The sequence below is a fragment of the Verrucosispora sp. WMMA2044 genome, from assembly GCF_027497155.1.
Lineage (GTDB): Bacteria > Actinomycetota > Actinomycetes > Mycobacteriales > Micromonosporaceae > Micromonospora > Micromonospora palythoicola.
The window spans coordinates 1,968,394-1,988,331 of record NZ_CP114913.1; the positions used below are offsets into that span (position 1 = coordinate 1,968,394).

Here is a 19,938-nt window from a genome sequence, read left to right on the forward strand (position 1 = left end):
CGGGTGGGCCACGCCGCCCGGTGACGGTCAGTCCCGGTGCGGCATCGGGAAGCCCGCCACCACGATGCCGTACAGGAGATGGTCGGCGACCAGGGCCACCTGCTCGTGCCAGTCGGACAGCCGACGGTCGATGCCCAGGGCCGGCGCGATGGTGGCGTGGAAGCCGAGCAGCAGCACCATGCCGTAGAGCGGGCCGACCCAGATCCGATGACGGAGGCGTTTCGGCAGCGCGCCGAAGGCCAGCCCGGCGCTGAGCCCGTAGCCCCAGTGTGCCGCCGCCAGGGCCGCCGGATGCTGGTCGCCGGGCAACCGGTCGAGCAGCCCGGGCACCAGCTTCTCCATCACCGACTTCGGCGGCGAACTCTGCACCAGATTCAGGGAGGTGGTGGCCTGCCGTAACCCGGACATCGCCATCGCGGCGATGACCCCTCGGATGCCACTGCGCATGATGATCGTCGTGCGTGCCGACAGCTCCATGACCCGTTTTCCAATCCGTAGCCGCAGCAGCGCGGCTACCCGCAACTCCCGGCGTCAAACGTGTGCCGTACACGCCAGCACACGCCCGGGGCCGCTGGTCAGAGGTTGTCCCGCACCCAGCCGGCGAGGACGCGGGCGCAGCCGTCCACGGACTCCTGCCAGCTGCGCTCCGCCCCGTCGCCGGCCTCGTCGCTCACCTGCTTCACCACCCGGACCGGTACCCCGAGGGCGTGCGCCGTCGACGCCACCGCGTACCCCTCCATGTCGACCAGGTGGGCGTGGCGGCTCAGGGCCGCGCGGGCCTCGTCGTCGGCGATGAACCGGTCGCCGGTGGCCAGCGTCGGCCCGTCACCCAGGGTCAGCGGCGCGCCGACGGTCTGCCCGGTGAGCCGGCGGATGAACTCGGTGTCCAGGTCGTGCTGGAGGATGCTGCCGATCTCGTGGGTGCCGGTCCAACCCGGATGCAGCGCGCCGGCGGTGCCGAGGTTGACAAGGACCGACGGCAACGGTGAGCGGGCCAGCGTCGCCGCCACCGCGGCCGCCGCGTTGACCTTTCCCATCCCGGTCAGCAGCACCGGAAACTCCGCGTCGAGGTGGGCGGCCTCCTCGGCGATGGCCAGGACGAGCAGCGGACGGTCCGGGCTGATCGTGCCGCGAAGATCCATCGGGCGATGGTAGCCGCCGTCCGTGACGGTCCCGCGTCGGCGCGGTGCCACCGGTGGGTACGGCCACACCGACGTACGCTGCCCGGGTGGAGCATGAAGACCGGATCGCCCTGTTTCTGGACTACGAGAACCTGGCGCTGGGGGTGCGCGACCACCACGGCGGGGCAATGTTCGACTTCCGACCGATCGCCGACGCGCTGGCCGAGCGCGGCCGGGTGGTGGTGCGCCGGGCGTACGCCGACTGGTCGTACTTTGACGAGGATCGACGGATGTTGACCCGCTCGCACGTCGAGCTGATCGAGATTCCGCAGCGGATGGGTGCCACCCGCAAGAACGCCGCCGACATCAAGATGGCCGTCGACGCGATCGAGTTGGCCTTCGAACGCGGGTACATCTCGACCTTCGTCCTCTGCACGGGCGACAGCGACTTCACGCCGCTGGTGCACAAGCTCCGCGAACTCAACAAGCAGGTGATCGGGGTGGGGGTGGAGAAGTCCACCTCGGCCCTGCTGCCACCGGCGTGCGACGAGTTCCTCTACTACGACCGGTTGGAGGGCGTCGACATCCTGCCGACGCGGGGGCGACGGAGCCGTCCGGCCCGGCTGCCCGAGCCGGAGCCCGTCGAGCAGATGGAACCCGAGGCGCCGCCGACCGAGGAGCCGGCCCGGGACGCCGACGCGCTCGCCGTCCTCGTCGCCCAGACCGTGGCGGGTCTGCAGCGCAGCTCCGGTGGGGAGGTGACCGCCTCGCGGTTGAAGCGGACCCTGTTGCGCAAGGATCCCACCTTCAGCGAGTCCGACCACGGGTTCCGCACCTTCGGAGAACTGCTGCGCCATCTTGCCGAACTGCGGGTGGTCGAACTGGCGGAAGGCCCGGCCAAGGGCGATCCGGAGGTCTCCCTGCCGGAACACGGCGACCGGGAGACCGGGTTCGCGTTGCTCAGCTCGGTGGTCCGCGACCTGGGCGGCGGCACCGGCGAGGTGGCCCTGTCCGGCCTGAAGAACCAGCTCCGACGGGTGCGGCCGGACTTCAGCGAGAAGAAGCTCGGTTATCGCGGCTTCCTCCAGTTCTGCAAGGCCGCCGCCACCGAAGGGGCGGTCGGCCTGCGGTGGAGCAGCGAGGCGGACGACTACCTGCTCTCCGCCGAGCCGTCCTGACCGACCGGTCCGGCCTCCTCACGTCCGGCCGCCGTTCGGCGGCGCCGGGGTCGGCGGGCGTGACCGGGACGGGTTCACTCCCAGCGGAACAGCACGCCCGCGACCACGGCTCCGCCGACCACCGTCGCGCCGAGGCCGACCAGGTTCGCCGTCGACACCGCGGTGCCGGCCCAGGCGGACGACAGGGCCTCGACGGCCGCGCCGAACGGCAGCCAGCCGCCGACCTCGGCGAGCGGCTCGGGTAGGGAGTCCCGGCCGCCGAACATGCCGCCGAGGGCACCGAGGACGAAGAAGGCGACCAGGCCGATGGCGACGGCGGAGTTGGGAGTGGGAGCGACCGCCGCGACGATCATGCCGGCGCTGTACATCGCCGTCATCGTCAGCGCGACCACTGCGACCGCCCGGCCGAGGTCGGCGGGCGGGTTGGCGCCGAAGGCCAGAAACGCCACGACCAGGGCGACCGCGATGCCGACGAGTGCCTGGAGAACGCTGACGACGGCCTGTGCGGCGAGGACCATGGCCGGTGCGGCGGGGGTCACCCCGAGCCGGCGGAGGATGCCCGAGCGCCGGTAGTAGGCGAGGAAGCTCGGCATGTTGATGATGCCGATGATCGCGACGACCATGGTGAACACGAGCGGCAGGACGTACAGGTCCAGCGCGGTGCGTCCGTTGGCGACCACCGTCCGGCTCGCGCCGGAGGCACTCGTCAACATGATCAGCAACGGCAGGCAGAGGGGAACCACCAGCCCGGCGGTGTCCCGGACGACCATTTTCGCCTCGCACCGGATCAGGGTCACCAGCGAACGCGGCCCGGGCCGGCGGGCCTGCACGAGCGGGGTCATGCGGGTTCCTCCGTCAGCTGCCGGCCGGTGAGCGCGACGAAAGCGTCGTCGAGGGTGCTGGTACCGGCGCGGGCGACCAGGCCCGCCGGGGTGTCGAGCGCGACGACCCGGCCGGCGTCGAGCACCGCCACCCGGTCGCAGAGCCGCTCGACCTCCTCCATGGTGTGGCTGACCAGCAGCACGCTGACCCCTTCGGAGCTGAGTCGCTCGACCGTGGCCCACATCCGTCGCCGAGCCGCCGGGTCGAGCCCGGTGGTCAGTTCGTCGAGGATCACCACCCGGGGGCGACCGGCGAGGGCGAGGGCGATGGACAGCCGCTGCTGCTGGCCGCCGGAGAGCTTGTCGAAGCTGGTCCGGCGCTGTCCGGTCAGCTCGACCAGGTCGAGCAGCTCGCCGGTGGGCCGGGGATCGGGATAGAAGCTGCGGTAGAGGTCGACCAGCTCGGTGACCCGGAGCGCGTGATGCAGGTGGGCCTGCTGCAACTGCACGCCGAGGACCTGTCGCAGCCGCGCCCGGTCGCGGCGCGGATCGAGGCCGAGTACGCGTACCCGCCCCTGTTCGGGTACGCGTAGCCCGGCGATCATCTCGACGGTCGTCGTCTTGCCCGCGCCGTTGGCACCGACCACACCGACCGCCTCGCCGAGCTCGACCCGCAGGCTCACGTCGACGACCGCTCGCCTGCCGCGGTAGCTCTTGGCGAGATGCTCGGCGAGGATCGCCGGTTCGGTGCTGGTCATGCCTTGAGGCTACGAACGCTCCCGGCCGGTGTCGGGTCCCGAAAGTCATCACCCGCGGGCATGACTTCCGGCACAGGTGGGCTGGCCACGGCCCGACCTAGAGTGGACCGGTGCGACGCGTCGGGACAGACGAATGGTCCGGCCTCGCGATGCTCGTGGTGGCGGTCGCCGTCGCCGGTCCAGGCCTCGTCGGTGCCGTCGGGACCACGATCGCGCGCGGCTGGTGGATCGTGCTCTTCGCCGGCTACCTGGTCGCCCTGCTCGGCGCGGTCGCCACCCGGGTGTCCCGGCTGGTGCGGTACGCGGCGTTCGCCGGGGCAGTCGTCGCCGCCTGGGCTCTGCTGTTGACGGCTGCCACCCTGGGCCTGCTGCCGGTGCTGCTGGTCCTCACCGCCGCCGTGAGCGTGTACGTGGTGCCGGTGCCGGTGGGCCTGGCGGTGGTGATCGCCAACACGCTGGTGATCACGTTCGGCGCGGCATCGCTGACCCGGGCCCCGGCCGACGGCGTCATGATTCTGGTTTTCTACCTGCTGATCCAGGTGGCGACGCTGCTCAGCTCGGTCACGCTGCTGCGGGAACAGCGCATGCGCCGCGAGTTGGCCGAGGCGCATGTCGAGTTGCAGGCCGCCAGTGTGCTGCTCTCGGAATCGGCCGCCACGGCGGAACGGCTGCGCATCTCCCGTGAACTGCACGACCTGATCGGCCACCAGCTGACCGTGCTGACCCTGGAACTGGAGACCGCCCGTCACCTGGAGGGTCCGGCCGTGCGCACCCACCTCGACCGGGCCGACCGGGTCGCCCGGGACCTGCTCGGCGATGTGCGGGCCACGGTCGGGCAGCTGCGGACCGAGAGCCCCGACCTGGAGCAGGCGTTGCGCCGGGTGACGCGGGATCTGCCCGGTCTCGACGTGACGATCGAGGTGTCGCCGGAGGTGCGGATCGACGAGGACGACAGCGCGGCGTTCGTCCGGGCCACCCAGGAGATCGTCACCAACACCATCCGGCACGCCGACGCGCGTACCCTGCGGATCTCGGTGACCGGCGACGATCGGGAGACCGTGCTCGACGCCCGGGACGACGGTCGGGGCGCACCGGAACCGTCGCTCGGCAACGGGCTGCGTGGCCTGGGCGAGCGGTTCGCCGCCCTGGGCGGTGAGCTCTCCGTGGACGGGTGCGACGGGTTCCGGGTGACCGCGCGGGTGCCGGCGCGATGACCAGGGTGGTGGTGGTCGACGACCAGACCCTCATCCGACAGGGCATCCGTGGGCTGCTGGAGGTCGCCGGCATCGACGTGGTCGGCGAGGCCGACGACGGTCGCGCCGCGCTGCCGGTCGTCGTGCGTACCGCCCCCGACGTGCTCCTGCTCGACCTGCGGATGCCCCGGTTCGACGGCATCTGGACGCTGGAACGGCTACGTGCGGAGAACGTCGACGTCCCGGTGCTGGTGCTGACCACCTTCGACGACGACGAACTCGTGCTCGCCGCGCTGCGCGCGGGTGCCCGGGGTTATCTGCTCAAGGACGTCACGCTGGAACAGCTCACCCGGGCCATCCGTACGCTCGCCGACGGCGGCACGCTCATCGCTCCGTCGATCACCGACCGGATGCTGCGGGCGATCCGCTCCGGGCCGTCCCCGGCCGGACCGCAGGCGCCACCGGTGCAGGGCCTCACCGAACGCGAGCAGGAGGTGCTGCGGCTGGTGGCGCACGGCTACAGCAACCGGCAGATCGCCGAGGTGCTCTTCCTCGCCGAGGGCACCGTCAAGAACCACGTCTCCACGATCCTGACCAAGCTCGGCGCGCGGGACCGCACGAACGCGGTGCTCCGCGCGCTGCACGAGGGCATCCTCGGCTGAGCGCCCACCGCCCGGCCGCCGCCGGTGCGGGACGGCGGCCGAGGGACGGTACGGCTATCGGGTGGTGAGTCCCAGACTGATCGTCCTGGTCAGGGTGGCGTGGTCGTCGTCGCCGTCGAGCGACCAGATCATCGCCCCGCCCAGGCCGGTCCGGCGGATGTAGAGCGTCTTCTGGAGCACCACCACCGGATCGTCGTACGTCCAGAAGGTCGTGCCGTCGAACAGCCAGGCGTGCCCGGCGCGCAGGTCGCGGTGGACGGTGAACCCGTCCCGGGCCAGGTTCTTGAGCTGTTTGTAGTCCTCGAACCCGGCGGCGTGGGTGGCCGGAGCGGGCCCGGTGGCCGGCTGGAACAGCCCGTCGCTGCCACCGGTGACGCCGGTCCAGCCCTGGCCGTAGTAGGGGATGCCCAGGACCAGCTTGTGCCGCGGCGCCCCACGGGCGATCCAGCCGTCGACCGCCACCTCCACGGAGAAGTCCGGGTCGTCCGGTGCGCCCTTTGGTATGCGCAGTGCGGACTGCTGGTTGGTCACCGCCTCCCAGGTGCCGTGGAAGTCGTAGCCCTGCACGGTGGCGAAGTCGAGGTACCTGAAGATCTCGCGTCCCTCGTAGCCGGCGTCCATGGCGGCCGGGTTGGCCGGGAGGAAGGCAGTCAGCGGGTGGTGGCGACGGGTCTGCCGGCCGTACGCGTCGAGCTGTCGGCGGAACTCGGCGAGCAGTTTGGTGAAGTTCTCCCGGTCCTCGGGGCGGATGACGTTGCCGGCCTCACCGGGCCAGTTGGGCCACTCCCAGTCCAGGTCGATGCCGTCGAACACGCCTGCGGCGGCACCGGGACCGCCGCTGCCGCCGTCCAGGATCGGCAGGTTGCCCCTGAGGTACAGGTCGATGCAGGAGGCGACGAAGGCTCGGCGGGAGGCGTCGGTGCGGGCGGCGTTGGAGAAGTACGTGGACCAGCTCCACCCGCCGAGCGAGATCATCACCTTCAGGCCGGGGTGCTTGGCCTTGAGCTTGGCCAACTGGCCGAAGTTGCCGTTGAGCGGCTCGCCCCAGGCGTCGGCGACGCCGTCGACGCTCTCCTGCGCCGGGACGGGACGCTGGTAGTCGGCCCACGCGTCACCCTCGCCCGGGCCGCCGTCCACATAGCACCTTCCGTCCTCGCTCACGTTGCCGAAGGCGTAGTTGACGTGGGTGAGCCGGCTCGCCGCGCCGGAGGTGTCGAGCTTCTTCACCGGGAACGCCCGGCCGTAGATGCCCCACTGGGTGAAGTAGCCGACCCGGTGGTACCCGTCGCTGCGGCCCGGGCTCGCTTTGGCGGCGGCCGGTGGCGCGGCGGCGACGAGCAGGGTGGTCAGGACGACGAGGGCGGTGAGGTGGCGGGGACGCAACGATCGCATCGGCACTCCCGGCGGGGTGGGCGAAATCAGTTAAGAGACCTTCCTGATCGATGAAGCTAAGCCGATCAGGGTTTCCGGTCAAGGGCCGGCGCGGGTGTACGCACAGGACCGAGCAGCCCCGGTGCGCCTGACGACGAAGGGATCTCGCGTGTGCCGACCACCGCAGGTGGGACCAATCGGTCCTTCCGCCGTCCCGCCCCTCCCGCCGCAGGTCAGTCCCGCGCTAACATCCGGCCAACCTCGACGACGGCGGGAGTCACGTGGTGCTGGGTGTACGGGTCCGGGAACTGCTCAGGCGGTCGCGCAGGTGGGTACTGATCGAGCTGGTGGTGTTGGCGGTGCTGGTCGTCGGGGCGACGCTGGCCCTCCGGTGGCCGGACGGCGATTCGGAGCCGACGGCGACGACCCGTACGCCCGCGCCGATCGAGCTGCCGGCGAACCCGGACGCCACCGCGCCGGTGCTGATGCCCGGACGCCCCGGCGAGCCGGCGACGTCGCTGCCGGCGAACGAGACGTCGGCGAGGCCGCGTCCGCCGTACAACAACGCCGACGTCCGCTTCGTGACCATGATGATCCCGCACCACGAGCAGGCGCTCGTGATGGCCCGGTTGGCCCCGGAGCGCGGCGAGAACCCGCAACTGAAGACGATCGCGGATCGGATCCTGGCCGCCCAGGGGCCGGAGATCAAGGTGTTGGAGGCGTGGCTGGCCGACCGTGGCCTCGACCGTGACGCCGCTGGCGACCATCGGCATGACATGTCCGGCATGCAGTCGGCGGCGGCGCTGAACCGCCTCACCGCCGCTCGGGGGGCCGAGTTCGATCGCCTGTTCGTCGAGTTGATGTCCGATCATCACCAGGGCGCGATCGACATGGGCAAGGAGGCGTTGACGCTCGGCTCCGACGTGGCCGTCAACGAGATGGCCGGCAGCGTCGTGGTGGAGCAGGGTGTCGAGATCAGCCGGATGCGCGCGGCGTTGGCGCAGGGAACTGTCGGTGGTGGCCGATAACATCCGGCTGACCGCCGACGAAGGGCCGACCATGACCGAAACCGATCTGCCAGCCGAGCGTGCCGACCTGCTCCAGGCCCTGCGCCAGCACCGCTTCTTCCTGCGAAACACCGCGCGGGGCCTGACCGACCAGCAGGCCGCCGAGCGCAGCACCGTGAGTGAGCTGTGCGTGGGTGGCGTGATCAAGCATGTCGCGCACACCGAGCGCGACTGGGTCGACTTCATCCTGAACGGCCCTACGGCGATGGGCAGCTCGGACGACCCGGGCGCCTACGAGCGCCACACGCAGTCGTTCCAGATGCTGCCGGGGGAGACCCTGGACGGCATTCTGGCGGCGTACGACGAGGTGGCACGCCGCACCGACGAACTCGTCGTCACCCTGGCCGACCTCGACGCCGGTCAGCCGTTGCCGGAAGCGCCCTGGTTCGAGCCGGGCGCCCGCTGGTCGGCCCGCCGGGTGCTGCTGCACATCATCGCGGAGACGTCCCAGCACGCCGGGCACGCCGACATCCTCCGGGAGGCCATCGACGGTGCCAAGTCGATGGGGTGATCCCGCGTGACGGACGCGGTTGCGGCGCCCGGGTCCTGATTCGACATCCGGTCACCGGCCCGGGTCCGGTCCGCCGGATCGGCCGGTTGTATCGAGGGACGTCGACTGAGAGACTCGGCTCGTCGACCGCGTCTGGGAGCCGGTGCGGTCGCTCGACGGGCGTTGGCGCGCGCCGTGCGTGCCACGCATCCGGGCAGTTCTCTCTCGCGTGCCGCCACCGTGACATCCGCTGACGACGCCGTCAGCGGTCCGTTGGCCGGCGCCCGACGACCTACCGGCCGTCGGTTGGCGCTGAGCCGACCCGGCCGGCCACCGTCCCTTGGAGGTAACGGATGCTTCGCACGTTCGGCGTGGTGCTGACCGCCGTGACCCTGGCCGCCGTCGCCGGGGTCACGGCGGCCGGTGCCGCCAACACCCAGGCCGCCCCACTCGGGACGCCACGCCTGATGACGACCGTGAGCCCGACCGCGACCCCGACGGTCGCGTGCCCGCCGGCACTGCCGATCAGCGGCAGGGTCACCGGGGTCACCGCCACCACCGTCACCATCAGCTACACCCTGCAGTTCAGCGGCCCGCCCTGCGGTTACGACCTGCCGATGACCGTGCTGCTCTTCGCCAGCTACGAAGACGCGGCGACCTGGCAGAATCCGGTGGCCGAGGCGGTCACCGGGCTGGAGCGCAACGGGCAGGTGACGCTCGACGGGCTGACCCCGGACACCGAGTACTGGTTCCGGTTCAGCGACGTCGAGGCCCGGCGTGACCCGTACGTAATCGGTGGGCCGGTGCGGACCGAACCGGTGTCGGGGTGCGGCGCGACGGCGACGATCGACGCTCGGTGGGGCAGCGGCTTCGTTGCCACGGTCACCGTACGCAACACCGGCAGCGAGTCACTCGACGGTTGGCTCGTCCGGTGGCGGTGGTCCGGCGACGAGCGGATCCAGTCGGTCTGGGGTGGCGTGTCCGACGGCACCGGCGCCGACGTCACGATCCGCAACGCGTCGTACAACGGCACCGTCGCGCCGGGCGGTAGCACCACGTTCGGGCTGCTCGCCTCGGCCGGCACGGCGCCGTCCGGGATCACGGCGACCTGCGCCGGCTGACAAGCGACCACGTTGGTCTGTGGACCGCTGACCGGTCCGCAGACCAGCGGGGTGCGCCGGGCCACCGGCGGGTCCACTGTCCGCAGGCTTGACTTTGCGTCATAAAGTAGTTTGCGTGACAGCCGACGATGACCTGCCGCCCGAGAACCCGGCCGCGGCCCTTCGACTGATCGACGAGCAGCGGGCGACCGCCGCGCGTCAGTTCGAGCCGGACCCACGTGCCTACTACTGGCCCTGGGGTCTGGCCTGGCTGATCGGCTTCGGGCTGCACTTCCTCTACTTCTCGCCGGGTGACGTGCCCCTGGTCGAGATGCCCTCCTGGCTGCCGCTGACCACGTTGTTCGTCCTGCTGGCCGCCGCGGGTGCCGTCTCGGCGGTGGCCGGCGCGCGGGCGTACGGGCAGGTGGCCGGCGAGTCCGCTCAGCGTGGCGCCTGGTACGGCTGGTCCTGGGGGCTCGGTTTCCTCACCCTCTTCGTGCTCGCCGGCCGGCTGTCCGACAGCCTCCCGCCGGACCTCGTCGGGCTGCTCTGGTCGGCCCTCGCGGTGGGCCTGACCGGCATCCTGCACATGGCCGGCGGCGCGGTCTGGTTGGACCGCACCCTGTTCCTGCTGGGCGTCTGGATCACCGTGGTCAACCTGCTGGGCACCATCGCCGGTCCCGGCTGGCACGCCCTGGTCGTCGCGGTCGCCGGCGGCGGGGGGATGCTGCTCGCCAGGCTGCTGGGCTGGCTGCGTCGCCGGGGCCGGCAATGACCGAACTCGACCCGGTGATCCACGCGCAGGCCCGGCTGCGGGTGGTCGCCTCCCTGTCCGCCCTGCCCGATCGTGATCAGGTGACCTTTCCGCGCTTGCAGGAGCTGCTGGGAATGAGCGCGGGAAACCTCTCGGTGCACCTGCGGCGGTTGGAGGAGGCCGGCTACGTCGCCGTCACCAAGACCCACCGGGGTCGTACCCCGACCACCCTGATCGCCCTCACCAGCCGTGGTCGCCTGGCCTTCGAGGAGTACACGGAGGCGATCCGGGCGCTGCTGGCGCCCGCCCACACCAAGGAGACGCCATGATCCTCGCCCGGGCCGAACAGGCCACCCGACGCTACGGTGACGTCCTGGCCCTCGACCGGGTGGACCTGGACGTGCGGGCCGGCGAACTGGTCGGTCTGCTCGGGCCGAACGGCGCCGGCAAGAGCACCCTGCTCAACCTGCTCGTCGGGCTGCGCCGCCCCACCGGCGGCCGGGTGCTGCTGTTCGACGGCGATCCCCGGGATCCCGCGTACCGCCGCTGGGTCGGGGTCACCCCTCAGGAGACCGGGCTGCCCGGCTCGCTCCGCGTCGGTGAGGTGATCGACTTCGTCGGCGCGCACTTTCCCGACCCGGTTCCACGGGCCGAGTTGCTCGACCGGTTCGGTCTGGCTGATCTCGCCCGGCGGCAGACCGGTGGTCTGTCCGGCGGGCAGCGGCGGCGACTGGCGGTGGCGCTGGCCTTCGTCGGTCGGCCCCGGCTGGTCCTGCTCGACGAGCCGACCACCGGGCTCGACGTCGAGGCCCGGCACGCGCTGTGGGAGGCGATCCGGGCCTTCCACGCCGACGGTGGCACGGTCCTGCTCACCAGCCACTACCTGGAGGAGATCGAGGCGCTGGCCCAGCGGGTGGTGGTCATCGGGCAGGGCCGGGTGCTCGCCGACGACAGTGTCGCCGCCATTCGTGGCGTCGTCGGCCTGCGTCGGGTCAGCCTGACCGCCGACGAGCTGCCGACCCTGCCGTACGTGGTCCGTGTGGAACGGGACCGGGAGCGGATCCACCTGCTCACCGGCGACGCCGACCAACTGGTCCGCGACCTGGTCACCGCCGGTGTGTCCTTCCGTGACCTGGAGGTCCGACCCACCTCGCTGGAGGAGGCGTTCCTCACCATCACCGCCGAGAGCCGGCCGGCGGAGGCCGGCGTACCGACCACCGCCTGAGGAGACGCCGTGCAGTACGCCCTGGCTCACGCCCGTTACCAACTGCTGGAACTCGTCCGGACCCCGGTCGCGGTGTTCGGCAGCGCGTTCTTTCCCGCCGTCGCGATGCTCTTCTTCGTGGTACCGGCCGTCGGTGACGACGCCGTCGGGGCCACCTACGCCACCGCCGCCATGGTCACCTTCGCGGTGCTCAGCGCGAACGTCTTCCAGTACGGCGTCGGCGTCGCCGAGGACCGGGCCCAACCGTGGGATCCGTACCTGCGGACCCTGCCGGTGGGGCCGGCACCCCGGTTCGCCGGCCGGGTCCTGGCCGGGCTGACCCTCACCTACCTGTCGCTGCTGCCGGTGGTGCTCATCGCGGCGCTGCTGACCGAGGCGCACACCACCGCCGCGGGGTTCGCGCTCGCCGCCGCCACCGTCGCGCTGGTGTCGGTGCCGTTCACGCTGATGGGGCTCGCCATCGGGTACGCCCTGCCGAGCAAGGCGGCGATCGTGGTCGCCCAACTGGTCTTCTTCCCCCTGGCCGTCGGCGGGGGTCTGCTCACCGCGCCCGGGCAGGCACCCGCCTTCATCGAGGCGATCGCGCCGTTCCTGCCGACCCGGGGGGCCGTGGAACTGATGTGGACGGCGGTTGGCGACTTCCGGCCCGATCCACTCTCGATGGTCATGCTGGGGGTGTGGATCGTCGGATTGGCGACGCTGGCCGGCTGGGCGTACCGGCGCGACGAGGGGCGGCGCTTCTCCTGAGAAACGTCACCGGGGCACCGAGGTGATCGCGCGTGCCACCATGCAAGGTGAGTCGACTTCGGTACCGAGGGGTGGCGCATGCAACCTGATCATTCTCGGCGCAGACACGTGGAGGCGATCCGCTCCGGTGAGGTCGAGTTCTTCGCGGAACTGCTGGACGGCGGTGGCCCGGAGAACGTCTCACCGGCGAGACTGCTCTCCTTCGACGGCGTCCGTGAGACGGTCGAGGTCATCGCCGACGAGCTGTCCCGAGCCTGGCAACAGGCCAAGCCGACGGAGGCGACCGTCGAGTTCGGCCTGTCGCTGACCGCCAAGGCGGGCCCGCTGACCGGGCTCATCGTAGCCGGCGACGGAGCGGCCACCTTCAAGATCACACTGGTCTGGAAAGGCGGTTCGTGACCCCGGTCGGTCAACCGTCCGGCGGTGGCCCGGTCGACTCTCGCCAGTTGCGCCGGCACGTGGTCCGGGTGGCCGGGCCGGACGGGACGTTGCTGGGCAGCGGCTTCTTCATCGCCCCCGGCTGGGTGGTGACGGCCGCGCACGTCGTGTTCGACCGCGACCGCCAAGGCTTCCACACGGCGGTCGATGTGACGCCGGCCGCCGCTGACGTCGGTGACGGTGCGGTGCCCGCCGACGTGGTCGCCCACTCCGATCCGCCGGAACGCACCATCCTGTGGCCGTTTCCGGATCTGGCGCTGTTGCGCCTGAAACCAACCCGGCCATGGGTGGGCCGACACCCTGTCGTGTGGACGGCCAGCGGTGAGCCACTGGGCGACGACTGCCACGCCTACGGATTCGCGGCACGGGAGTTGGTCGGCCCACCGCCGGGCGCACCGGCACGGTTCATCTTCGAGGGGGTCGACGGCGACGGGTTCTTCCGGCTCAAGGCGGGCCAGGCGGCTCCCGGCCTGTCCGGGGCACCCTTGCTGTGCCCGACCCGGCGGGCCGTCGTCGGGGTGCTGACCGGTACCCGGGACCGCGACGGTGACCTGGGAGGCTGGGCGGCACCGATCTCGGCGTTGCTCGGCGAGCTGCCCGGTGTGCCCGAGGCACTCGTGGCGCACGGGCGCGATCTGCTGCGGCTCGGGGCGCAAGCGGTGCTGGCCGACCGCCGGACATGGCACGCGGTCCTACCGGTGCCGGAGGCCGCGGCCCTGCGGCCGAGCTGGGAGGGGTTCGTCCGGATGCCCGGCTCCCTGCCGGCCGAGATGCTGCTCGCCGACGCGCGGGTGGTGCCGTACCGACTGCGCGACGAGGACCTCGCGCACGCCGTGCGGTGGTGCGAACGACCCACCGCGATGGAGGTGTGGCGTTTCGCCGGCGTCGGAGGTGCCGGCAAGACCCGGCACGCCATCGAGTTGTGCCGGTCCATGGACCGATGCGGCTGGCTGGTCGTCCGGTGGACCGAGCTCACCGCCCTGTCCAGCGCGGTGCACGAGGTCGCCGGACTGCCGCTGCCCCGGCTGATCGTGATCGACTACGTCGAGGCGATCGCGATCCACACGCTGCGGGAGCTGCTCGACAAACTGCGACGCAACGCCAGCCAGCTCGCGCCGGTACGGGTCGTGCTGCTGACCCGGACGACGGCCCGTGGCACGGCCAACGGGGACATCGTCCGGGAACTCGGCAAGGGCGCCGAGCCGGCCCTGCGCACGATCCTCAGCGGCAGCGGAGACCCGATCGCGATTCGTGGTCTGCCGCTGGCCGAGCGCCGTGATCTGTACGGGGCGTCGTTCAAGGCTTTCCGGCGTGCCTGGTTCGGCGAGAAGTCGCCGCCGACGCCCCCGGTGCCGCCGCTGGGCGAGAAGCGGTACGAGGTGCCGCTGGAGGTGTTGCTCGAGGCGTTCGACCGCGCGCTGTCCGACCAGGACGCGGCGCGGGACCGGCCGCCCGTCGACCGCGCGCTCGATCACGAGGCGCGCCACTGGAACGGGCAGGCGCCGGCGGCACTGGCCGAGCGGACCCGCCGTGCCGCGGTCGCCCTGGCCAGCCTGGCCGGCGCCGAGGACGGCGACCAGGCCGACGGGCTGCTCCAGATCCTGCCCGAGCTGCGCGGTGAGCGCAGGTCGGCAGTGCGGGGTGAGACGGTGCTCTGGCTCTCCGCGCTGTACGCCGGGCCGTTGCAGGTCAATCCCGTCCGTCCGGACCTGCTCGGCGAAGCGCTGGTCGCCGAGACCCTGGCCGGTCAGCGTGACGCTGGACGTGAACTGCTCGCGGCGGTGTTCGACCTGGCCGACGACGGGCAGGTCGCTCGGAGCCTCGACCTGCTCGCCCGGCTGGCGGCCAGCGACTCCGTCGCCGCCACGGCGGTGGCCGCGGCACTGTTCGACAGGCACACCAGCCTCACCGACCGGGCAGAGGTCCGGGCGCACGGCGGCGGTGACCGGCCGGGCAACCTCGACCTCGCGATCGGGCTGCAACGGCTGCTCGCCGGTGGCGTGGAGGCGCAGGTGGAGGAGGCGGCCCGGACCGGGCAGGCCGGCGACATCAGGATGATCGAACTCTCCACCTCGTACAACAGGATCGGTGACCTGGCCCGGGATTCCGGGCAGAGCGAACGCGCCGAGGCCCTCTACACCCGCGCGTTGGGCATCCGGGAGCGCCTCTCCTGGGCGCGGCCGGACGACGACCACCTCGCCCGGGAGTTGTCGATCTCGTACAACAAGCTCGGGCGGCTGGCGGCCTGGCTGGGTCAACCGGAACTCGCGCGTGGGCTGTACGAGAAGGGGCTGGCCATCCGGGAGCGACTGCACCGGGCGCATCCCGGCGACAGTGCCTACGCGCGTGACCTGGCGGTGTCCCGGCAACGGCTCGCCGAGGCCATCCGTGAGACGGGCGACCCGATCCGGGCGGAGGCGTTGTACCGGCAGGTGTTGGAGATCCGCGAGCGTCTGTTCACCCAGGAGCCGAACAATCCGACATTCGCTCGGGATCTGTCCATCTCCTACGACGTGCTCGGTGATCTCGCTTTGGAGAGCGGCGATCCCACGCAGGCGCGGCACCTGTACGAACGAGGCCACCAGTTGCGGGAGCGACTGTCGAGTGACGATCCGGACAACGTCACGTTCGCCCGGGACCTGTCGGTCTCCTACGAGCGTCTGGGCGATCTCGCGGCGGAGGCGACGCAGTTCGCGGAGGCCCGGCGGCGATACGAACTGGCACTGGACATCCGACGTCGGCTGCGGGACGTGCAGCCGCGCAACACCGAGTTCTCGCACGATCTGCTGGTGTGCCACGGCGGGCTGGGTGAGCTCGCCGTGCAGGAGGGCCAGTTGGCCGACGCCGAGCGGCACTACCGGCTGGGGCTCGACGTCGCCGAGGATCTGCTCGCGGTCGAGCCCCGCAATGCGAGGTTCGTCCGCGACGCGCTGTTCTTCTACTCCGGCCTCGGCGCACTCGCCGCCGAACGCGGCGACGGCGAAGCGGCGGAGCGCTTCTACCGGCTGGGTCGGACCAGGGCCGAGCAGATGCTCGCCGCCGAACCAGGGAGCATCCACTTCGCCCGGCACCTGGCGTCCTTCTACGACAGACTCGGTGAACTGGCGCTCGGCGGTGTGACCCGGCCGCGCTCCGGCAACGCGGAGACGCTGCTCAGCGCGGCGGCACACGTCCGCCGCGAGCTGAGGGGCAGGGATCCGGCGAACGTGGAGCTGGCCGAGGAGCTGGCGCAGTCGTTGCTGCTGTTCGGTCGGGTTCTCGCGGAGCCGGCACGGACGGCGACGCTGGCCGAGGCGCGCGAGGCGCTGGAACCGTTCGAACATTCGGGGAGACTCAGCCGAGGCGGACGCGAGTTGTTGTATAGACTGCGCCCGCTGGACCCGGCGGCACCCTGGTGATCCCATCCTGCCGCCGACATCTCGGCATGTCGGGCTGGGCAGTATCGACCGATTGACTATGTTCATCCCGATGCTGAGGAATCATGCTGAGCTGGGAAGGACCTGCGCCGTTCGTCGGGGGTGATCGCCCGTCGGTGCCGCTCCGCCCCGAAACATCGATGGAACATCCAACCCGGATCGTGGTGCCCGCGCTCCGCCCAGAAAGAGCAAGACCATGAACATTGCCGAGAACCAGCAAGTCAGCATGACCGAGTGGCTCTCCGAGCTGCGACGTCGGCCGTTGGGTGAGATCCCGGTGGCGCGGGCGGTGGACGTGACCCGAACGGTCCTGCGTCATCGCGACGACGCCGAGGGTGGCGTGGAGGTTGCCCGGTTCGGATCCGTCGCGTAGGCCCCGGTCGTCGTGCCGACCAGCGGGTCACCGGGGACGGCCTGGCCCATCAGCCAGTACGTGCTGAAGGTCCACAGCCGGTGCGACCTGGCCTGTGACCACTGCTACGTCTACGAGCACGCCGACCAGAGCTGGCGCGGCCGTCCGATGGTCATGGACGCCCGAACGGTGGCGGCGGTCGCCGAACGGATCGCCGAGCACGCCGCCACCCATCGGCTGCGGCGGGTGAGCGTCGTCCTGCACGGCGGCGAACCGCTGCTGCTCGGACCCGACCGCATGCGGCAGGTGCTGGCGGTGCTGCGGCGACGGATCACTCCCGTCAGCCACCTCGACCTGCTGATGCAGTCCAACGGGGTCCGGCTGTCCGAGCCGTACTGCGACCTGTTCGCGGAGTACGACGTCCGGGTGGGCATCTCCCTCGACGGTGACCGGGCCGCCAACGACCGGCACCGGCGGTTCGCCAACGGTGCCAGCAGCCACCCCCAGGTGCTGCGGGGCATCGGGCTGCTGCGAACACCGGCCTATCGTCGTCTCTTCGCCGGCATCCTCTGCACGGTGGACGTCCGCAATGACCCCATCGCCGTGTACGAGGCGTTACGAGCCGTCCGGCCGCCCCGCCTCGACCTGCTGCTGCCGCACGCGACCTGGGCGAATCCGCCGTACCGGCCCGCCGGGCGGGCCACGCCGTACGCGGACTGGTTGCTGGCTGTGCACGAACGCTGGACGGCCGACGGGCGGCCCATGCCGATCCGGCTGTTCGACTCGCTCCGTTCCACGGCGGCGGGCGGCCACAGCGGCAGCGAGTGGGTCGGTCTCGATCCCGCGGACCTGGTGGTCGTCGAGACCGACGGCACCTGGGAGCAGGTCGACTCGTTGAAGACGGCGTACGACGGGGCCGCGGCCACCGGCCTGAGCGTGTTCACGCACACCGTCGACGAGGTGTCGAGACTGCCCGAGATCGCGCTCCGGCAGACCGGACTGGCCGGGCTGTCGGCGCAGTGCCGGACCTGTCCGGTCGTGACCCAGTGCGGCGGTGGGCTGTTCGCCCACCGGTACCGAGAGGGCAACGGCTTCGACAACCCGTCGGCCTACTGCGCCGATCTCAAGGAGTTGATCGTGTCTCTGAGCGCCCGACACGACGTCGAACCGGTGCCGGTCACCGCACCTCTCGATCAGGACGGCACGGACCTGCCCGACGGTCTGCTGGACCGGATCGCCGCCGGTCGTACCGACGCCGACGCCGTCCGCTTCCTCGCCGAGTCCCAGCTCGCGATCACCCGGGCGATGCTCGTCGAGGTCGCCGACGGCACGCCGGTCACCGAACGGACCGGCTGGGAGGCGTTGGTGCGGCTCGACCGGGAGGTGCCCGACGCGGTCGAGGAGACGCTGCGACATCCGTACGTGCGGGTGTGGGCGGTCGACGCGCGGCGGCAGCTCGGCACCGACTCCGCCGCGGCGGCCCAGCTGTCCTGTGTCGCCGCGGCGGCCGCGGTGCGGGCCGGCGCCAACGTGGAACTCGACGTGCCGATGCGCGCCGGGGTGCTGCATCTGCCGTCGCTGGGCGCGGTGACGGTGCCGGAACCGGTGACCGGCGCCGCCGTCCTGACCGTCGAGCCCGGCAGGTGGCGCCTCCGGCACGCCGCCGGTACGACCCTGGTGTCCTTCGACGGGGATCTCCACGCCACGGCGCCGCAGGTGACGGGGGGCCGCTGGCAGGCCAACCGCCGGCTCGCCTTCGCCGGCACGACGATCCTGTTCGAGGACCTCGACCCGCACCGGGACTGTCACGACTGGAAGGCCGCGGAGCGCCCCGACGCGTCGACGCTGGCCCGCTGGGGTGAGGTCCTGGCCGGTGCCTGGTCGAGCATCGAGGCCGATCTGCCACACCAGGCCGCCGCCGTACGGGCGGGACTGCGGGCGGTGGTGCCGCTCGTCGACGACCCGACCGGTACGCTGCGCAGCTCCACCGCCCGGCAGGCGTTCGCGTCGGTCGGCGTCGCGCTGGCCGACGCCTCCGCCACGGCCGTGATGATCGCCCATGAGTTCCAGCACAGCGTGCTCGGGGCCCTGCTCGACCTGTGCGACCTCTTCGCACCCAGCCCCGCCGTCCGGTTGACGGTGGGCTGGCGATCCGACCCGCGGCCGGTCGAGGGGGTGCTCCAGGGCACCTACGCGCACCTCACCATCACCGAGATGTGGCGGCAGCGGGCCAGCCGGGAGGCACCGGGCGGCCCGGCGCACCAGCGCCACGAGCAGTTCCGGATCTGGACCGCGGACGCCGCCGACGCCCTGCTGGGCAGCGGTGCGTTGACACCGGCCGGTGACCGGTTCGTCCGTCGACTCGCGGCGGCGTTGACACCGTGACCACGGCCGTGCGGGTGGCCACCGCGACGGAGCTGGCCGACCAGCTCGCCGCGGTCGGGCTTGCCCCGGGGCGACACGTACTGGTGCACGCGTCGATGCGGGCGGTCGGTCCGGTGGAGGGCGGCGCGGCGACCCTGCTCGCCGCGCTGCGTCGGGTCGTCGGTCGGGCCGCCGTCGTGGTCCCCGCGCAGACCGCCCACAACTCCACGTCCAGTCCCGCGTTTCGCGCCGCGACCAGCGGACTCAGCCCCGCCGGGGTGGCCCGGCACATCGACCGGATCGAGGCGTTCGATCCCGCGGACACGCCGTCGCGCGGGATGGGGGTACTCGCCGAGCAGGTCCGCCGGAGTCCGTCCGCGGTCCGCAGTGGACATCCGCAGACCTCCTTCGCCGCCGTCGGTCCCGGCGCGACCGACCTGATGCGGGTGCACGACCTCGACTGCCATCTGGGGGAGCGGTCTCCGCTGGGCGCCCTGTACGACGCCGACGCGACGGTGCTGCTGTTGGGGGTGGACCACCGGGTCTGCACCGCCTACCACCTCGCCGAGTACCGGCTGCCGACGCGGCGGACCCGCGCCTACTGCTGCTTCGTGCGCGACGGCGACCGTCGGGTGCGAATGGACTTCACCGGTCTCGATCTCGACGACAGCGACTTCGGCCGGCTCGGCCGGGCGCTGGAGCGGTCGCCCGATCCGGTGGTGGTCCGCGGCCGGGTCGGCGGCGCGGTCGGGCGCAGCATGCCCGTGCGCCGCGCGGTCGACTTCGCGGTCGGCTGGCTGTCCCGTCACCGTCAACATCGCGACGCTGGTGAGTGTTGGCCCTTTCACGTATCGTGATGTTCGCCTGACGTGTGGACGGTT

20 protein-coding genes are annotated in these 19,938 nt (G+C 71.7%); 15 read left to right on the forward strand and 5 right to left on the reverse strand.

What is annotated here, in order from left to right; translation table 11 throughout:
- Positions 1-27 precede the first annotated feature (27 nt).
- Positions 28-477, reverse strand: coding sequence for a DUF1440 domain-containing protein (locus tag O3597_RS08845; protein ID WP_164448958.1), 450 nt, complete (start codon positions 475-477; stop codon positions 28-30).
- Between the two features lie 98 nt (positions 478-575).
- Complete coding sequence (locus O3597_RS08850) at positions 576-1,142, reverse strand: nucleosidase (RefSeq protein WP_164448957.1); 567 nt, start codon at positions 1,140-1,142, stop codon at positions 576-578.
- A gap of 86 nt (positions 1,143-1,228) precedes the next feature.
- Between O3597_RS08850 and O3597_RS08855 the strand changes: the two genes are divergently transcribed.
- Positions 1,229-2,299: a PIN domain-containing protein gene (locus tag O3597_RS08855; protein ID WP_164448956.1), complete on the forward strand. Its 1,071-nt coding sequence runs from the start codon at positions 1,229-1,231 to the stop codon at positions 2,297-2,299.
- Positions 2,300-2,373: 74 nt separating this feature from the next.
- Here O3597_RS08855 and O3597_RS08860 read toward each other — a convergent pair whose 3' ends face one another.
- Positions 2,374-3,141: an ABC transporter permease gene (locus tag O3597_RS08860; protein ID WP_281603795.1), complete on the reverse strand. Its 768-nt coding sequence runs from the start codon at positions 3,139-3,141 to the stop codon at positions 2,374-2,376.
- Positions 3,138-3,878, reverse strand: coding sequence for an ABC transporter ATP-binding protein (locus O3597_RS08865; RefSeq protein ID WP_164448954.1), 741 nt, complete (start codon positions 3,876-3,878; stop codon positions 3,138-3,140). The genes O3597_RS08860 and O3597_RS08865 overlap by 4 nt, the downstream gene beginning before the upstream one ends.
- A 110-nt stretch (positions 3,879-3,988) precedes the next feature.
- On the opposite strand from O3597_RS08865, the gene O3597_RS08870 reads away from it, so the two are divergent.
- Both O3597_RS08870 and O3597_RS08875 read left to right on the forward strand, forming a co-directional pair.
- On the forward strand, positions 3,989-5,092 hold the full coding sequence (locus O3597_RS08870) for a histidine kinase (RefSeq protein ID WP_281603796.1): 1,104 nt from the start codon (positions 3,989-3,991) through the stop codon (positions 5,090-5,092).
- Positions 5,089-5,733, forward strand: a complete 645-nt coding sequence (locus O3597_RS08875) for a response regulator transcription factor (RefSeq protein ID WP_164448952.1) — start codon at positions 5,089-5,091, stop codon at positions 5,731-5,733. The genes O3597_RS08870 and O3597_RS08875 overlap by 4 nt, the downstream gene beginning before the upstream one ends.
- Before the next feature lie 54 nt (positions 5,734-5,787).
- Here the strand turns inward: O3597_RS08875 and O3597_RS08880 are convergent, their stop codons facing one another.
- Complete coding sequence (locus tag O3597_RS08880; protein WP_281603797.1) at positions 5,788-7,125, reverse strand: glycoside hydrolase family 18 protein; 1,338 nt, start codon at positions 7,123-7,125, stop codon at positions 5,788-5,790.
- 263 nt (positions 7,126-7,388) lie between these two features.
- On the opposite strand from O3597_RS08880, the gene O3597_RS08885 reads away from it, so the two are divergent.
- The 12 genes from O3597_RS08885 (at position 7,389) to O3597_RS08940 (ending at position 19,914) form a co-directional block, all read left to right on the forward strand.
- Positions 7,389-8,132: a DUF305 domain-containing protein gene (locus O3597_RS08885; protein ID WP_281603798.1), complete on the forward strand. Its 744-nt coding sequence runs from the start codon at positions 7,389-7,391 to the stop codon at positions 8,130-8,132.
- A complete protein-coding gene (locus O3597_RS08890; RefSeq protein WP_281603799.1) occupies positions 8,119-8,682 on the forward strand; it encodes a DinB family protein in 564 nt (187 codons plus the stop codon). Before O3597_RS08885 ends, O3597_RS08890 begins: the two co-directional genes overlap by 14 nt.
- A 332-nt stretch (positions 8,683-9,014) precedes the next feature.
- Positions 9,015-9,782, forward strand: coding sequence for a cellulose binding domain-containing protein (locus O3597_RS08895; RefSeq protein WP_281603800.1), 768 nt, complete (start codon positions 9,015-9,017; stop codon positions 9,780-9,782).
- A gap of 115 nt (positions 9,783-9,897) precedes the next feature.
- Positions 9,898-10,536, forward strand: coding sequence for a transporter (locus O3597_RS08900; protein ID WP_281603801.1), 639 nt, complete (start codon positions 9,898-9,900; stop codon positions 10,534-10,536).
- Positions 10,533-10,844, forward strand: a complete 312-nt coding sequence (locus O3597_RS08905; protein WP_164448948.1) for a transcriptional regulator — start codon at positions 10,533-10,535, stop codon at positions 10,842-10,844. Before O3597_RS08900 ends, O3597_RS08905 begins: the two co-directional genes overlap by 4 nt.
- Positions 10,841-11,740, forward strand: coding sequence for an ABC transporter ATP-binding protein (locus tag O3597_RS08910; protein ID WP_281603802.1), 900 nt, complete (start codon positions 10,841-10,843; stop codon positions 11,738-11,740). The genes O3597_RS08905 and O3597_RS08910 overlap by 4 nt, the downstream gene beginning before the upstream one ends.
- A gap of 9 nt (positions 11,741-11,749) precedes the next feature.
- Entirely contained in the window at positions 11,750-12,487 is a 738-nt protein-coding gene (locus O3597_RS08915; RefSeq protein ID WP_164448946.1) for an ABC transporter permease, read from the forward strand.
- A 78-nt stretch (positions 12,488-12,565) separates the two neighbouring features.
- Positions 12,566-12,886 carry a CU044_2847 family protein gene (locus tag O3597_RS08920; RefSeq protein ID WP_164448945.1) on the forward strand — a complete coding sequence of 107 codons (321 nt, stop codon included), beginning with the start codon at positions 12,566-12,568 and terminating at the stop codon, positions 12,884-12,886.
- Positions 12,883-16,323, forward strand: coding sequence for a tetratricopeptide repeat protein (locus O3597_RS08925; protein WP_281603803.1), 3,441 nt, complete (start codon positions 12,883-12,885; stop codon positions 16,321-16,323). Before O3597_RS08920 ends, O3597_RS08925 begins: the two co-directional genes overlap by 4 nt.
- Positions 16,324-16,537: 214 nt before the next feature.
- Complete coding sequence (locus tag O3597_RS08930) at positions 16,538-16,714, forward strand: hypothetical protein (RefSeq protein WP_164448943.1); 177 nt, start codon at positions 16,538-16,540, stop codon at positions 16,712-16,714.
- Positions 16,715-16,774: 60 nt separating this feature from the next.
- A complete protein-coding gene (locus O3597_RS08935; protein ID WP_281603804.1) occupies positions 16,775-19,078 on the forward strand; it encodes an FxsB family cyclophane-forming radical SAM/SPASM peptide maturase in 2,304 nt (767 codons plus the stop codon).
- A complete protein-coding gene (locus O3597_RS08940) occupies positions 19,075-19,914 on the forward strand; it encodes an AAC(3) family N-acetyltransferase (protein WP_281603805.1) in 840 nt (279 codons plus the stop codon). The genes O3597_RS08935 and O3597_RS08940 overlap by 4 nt, the downstream gene beginning before the upstream one ends.
- The last annotated feature ends 24 nt before the right edge of the window (positions 19,915-19,938 follow it).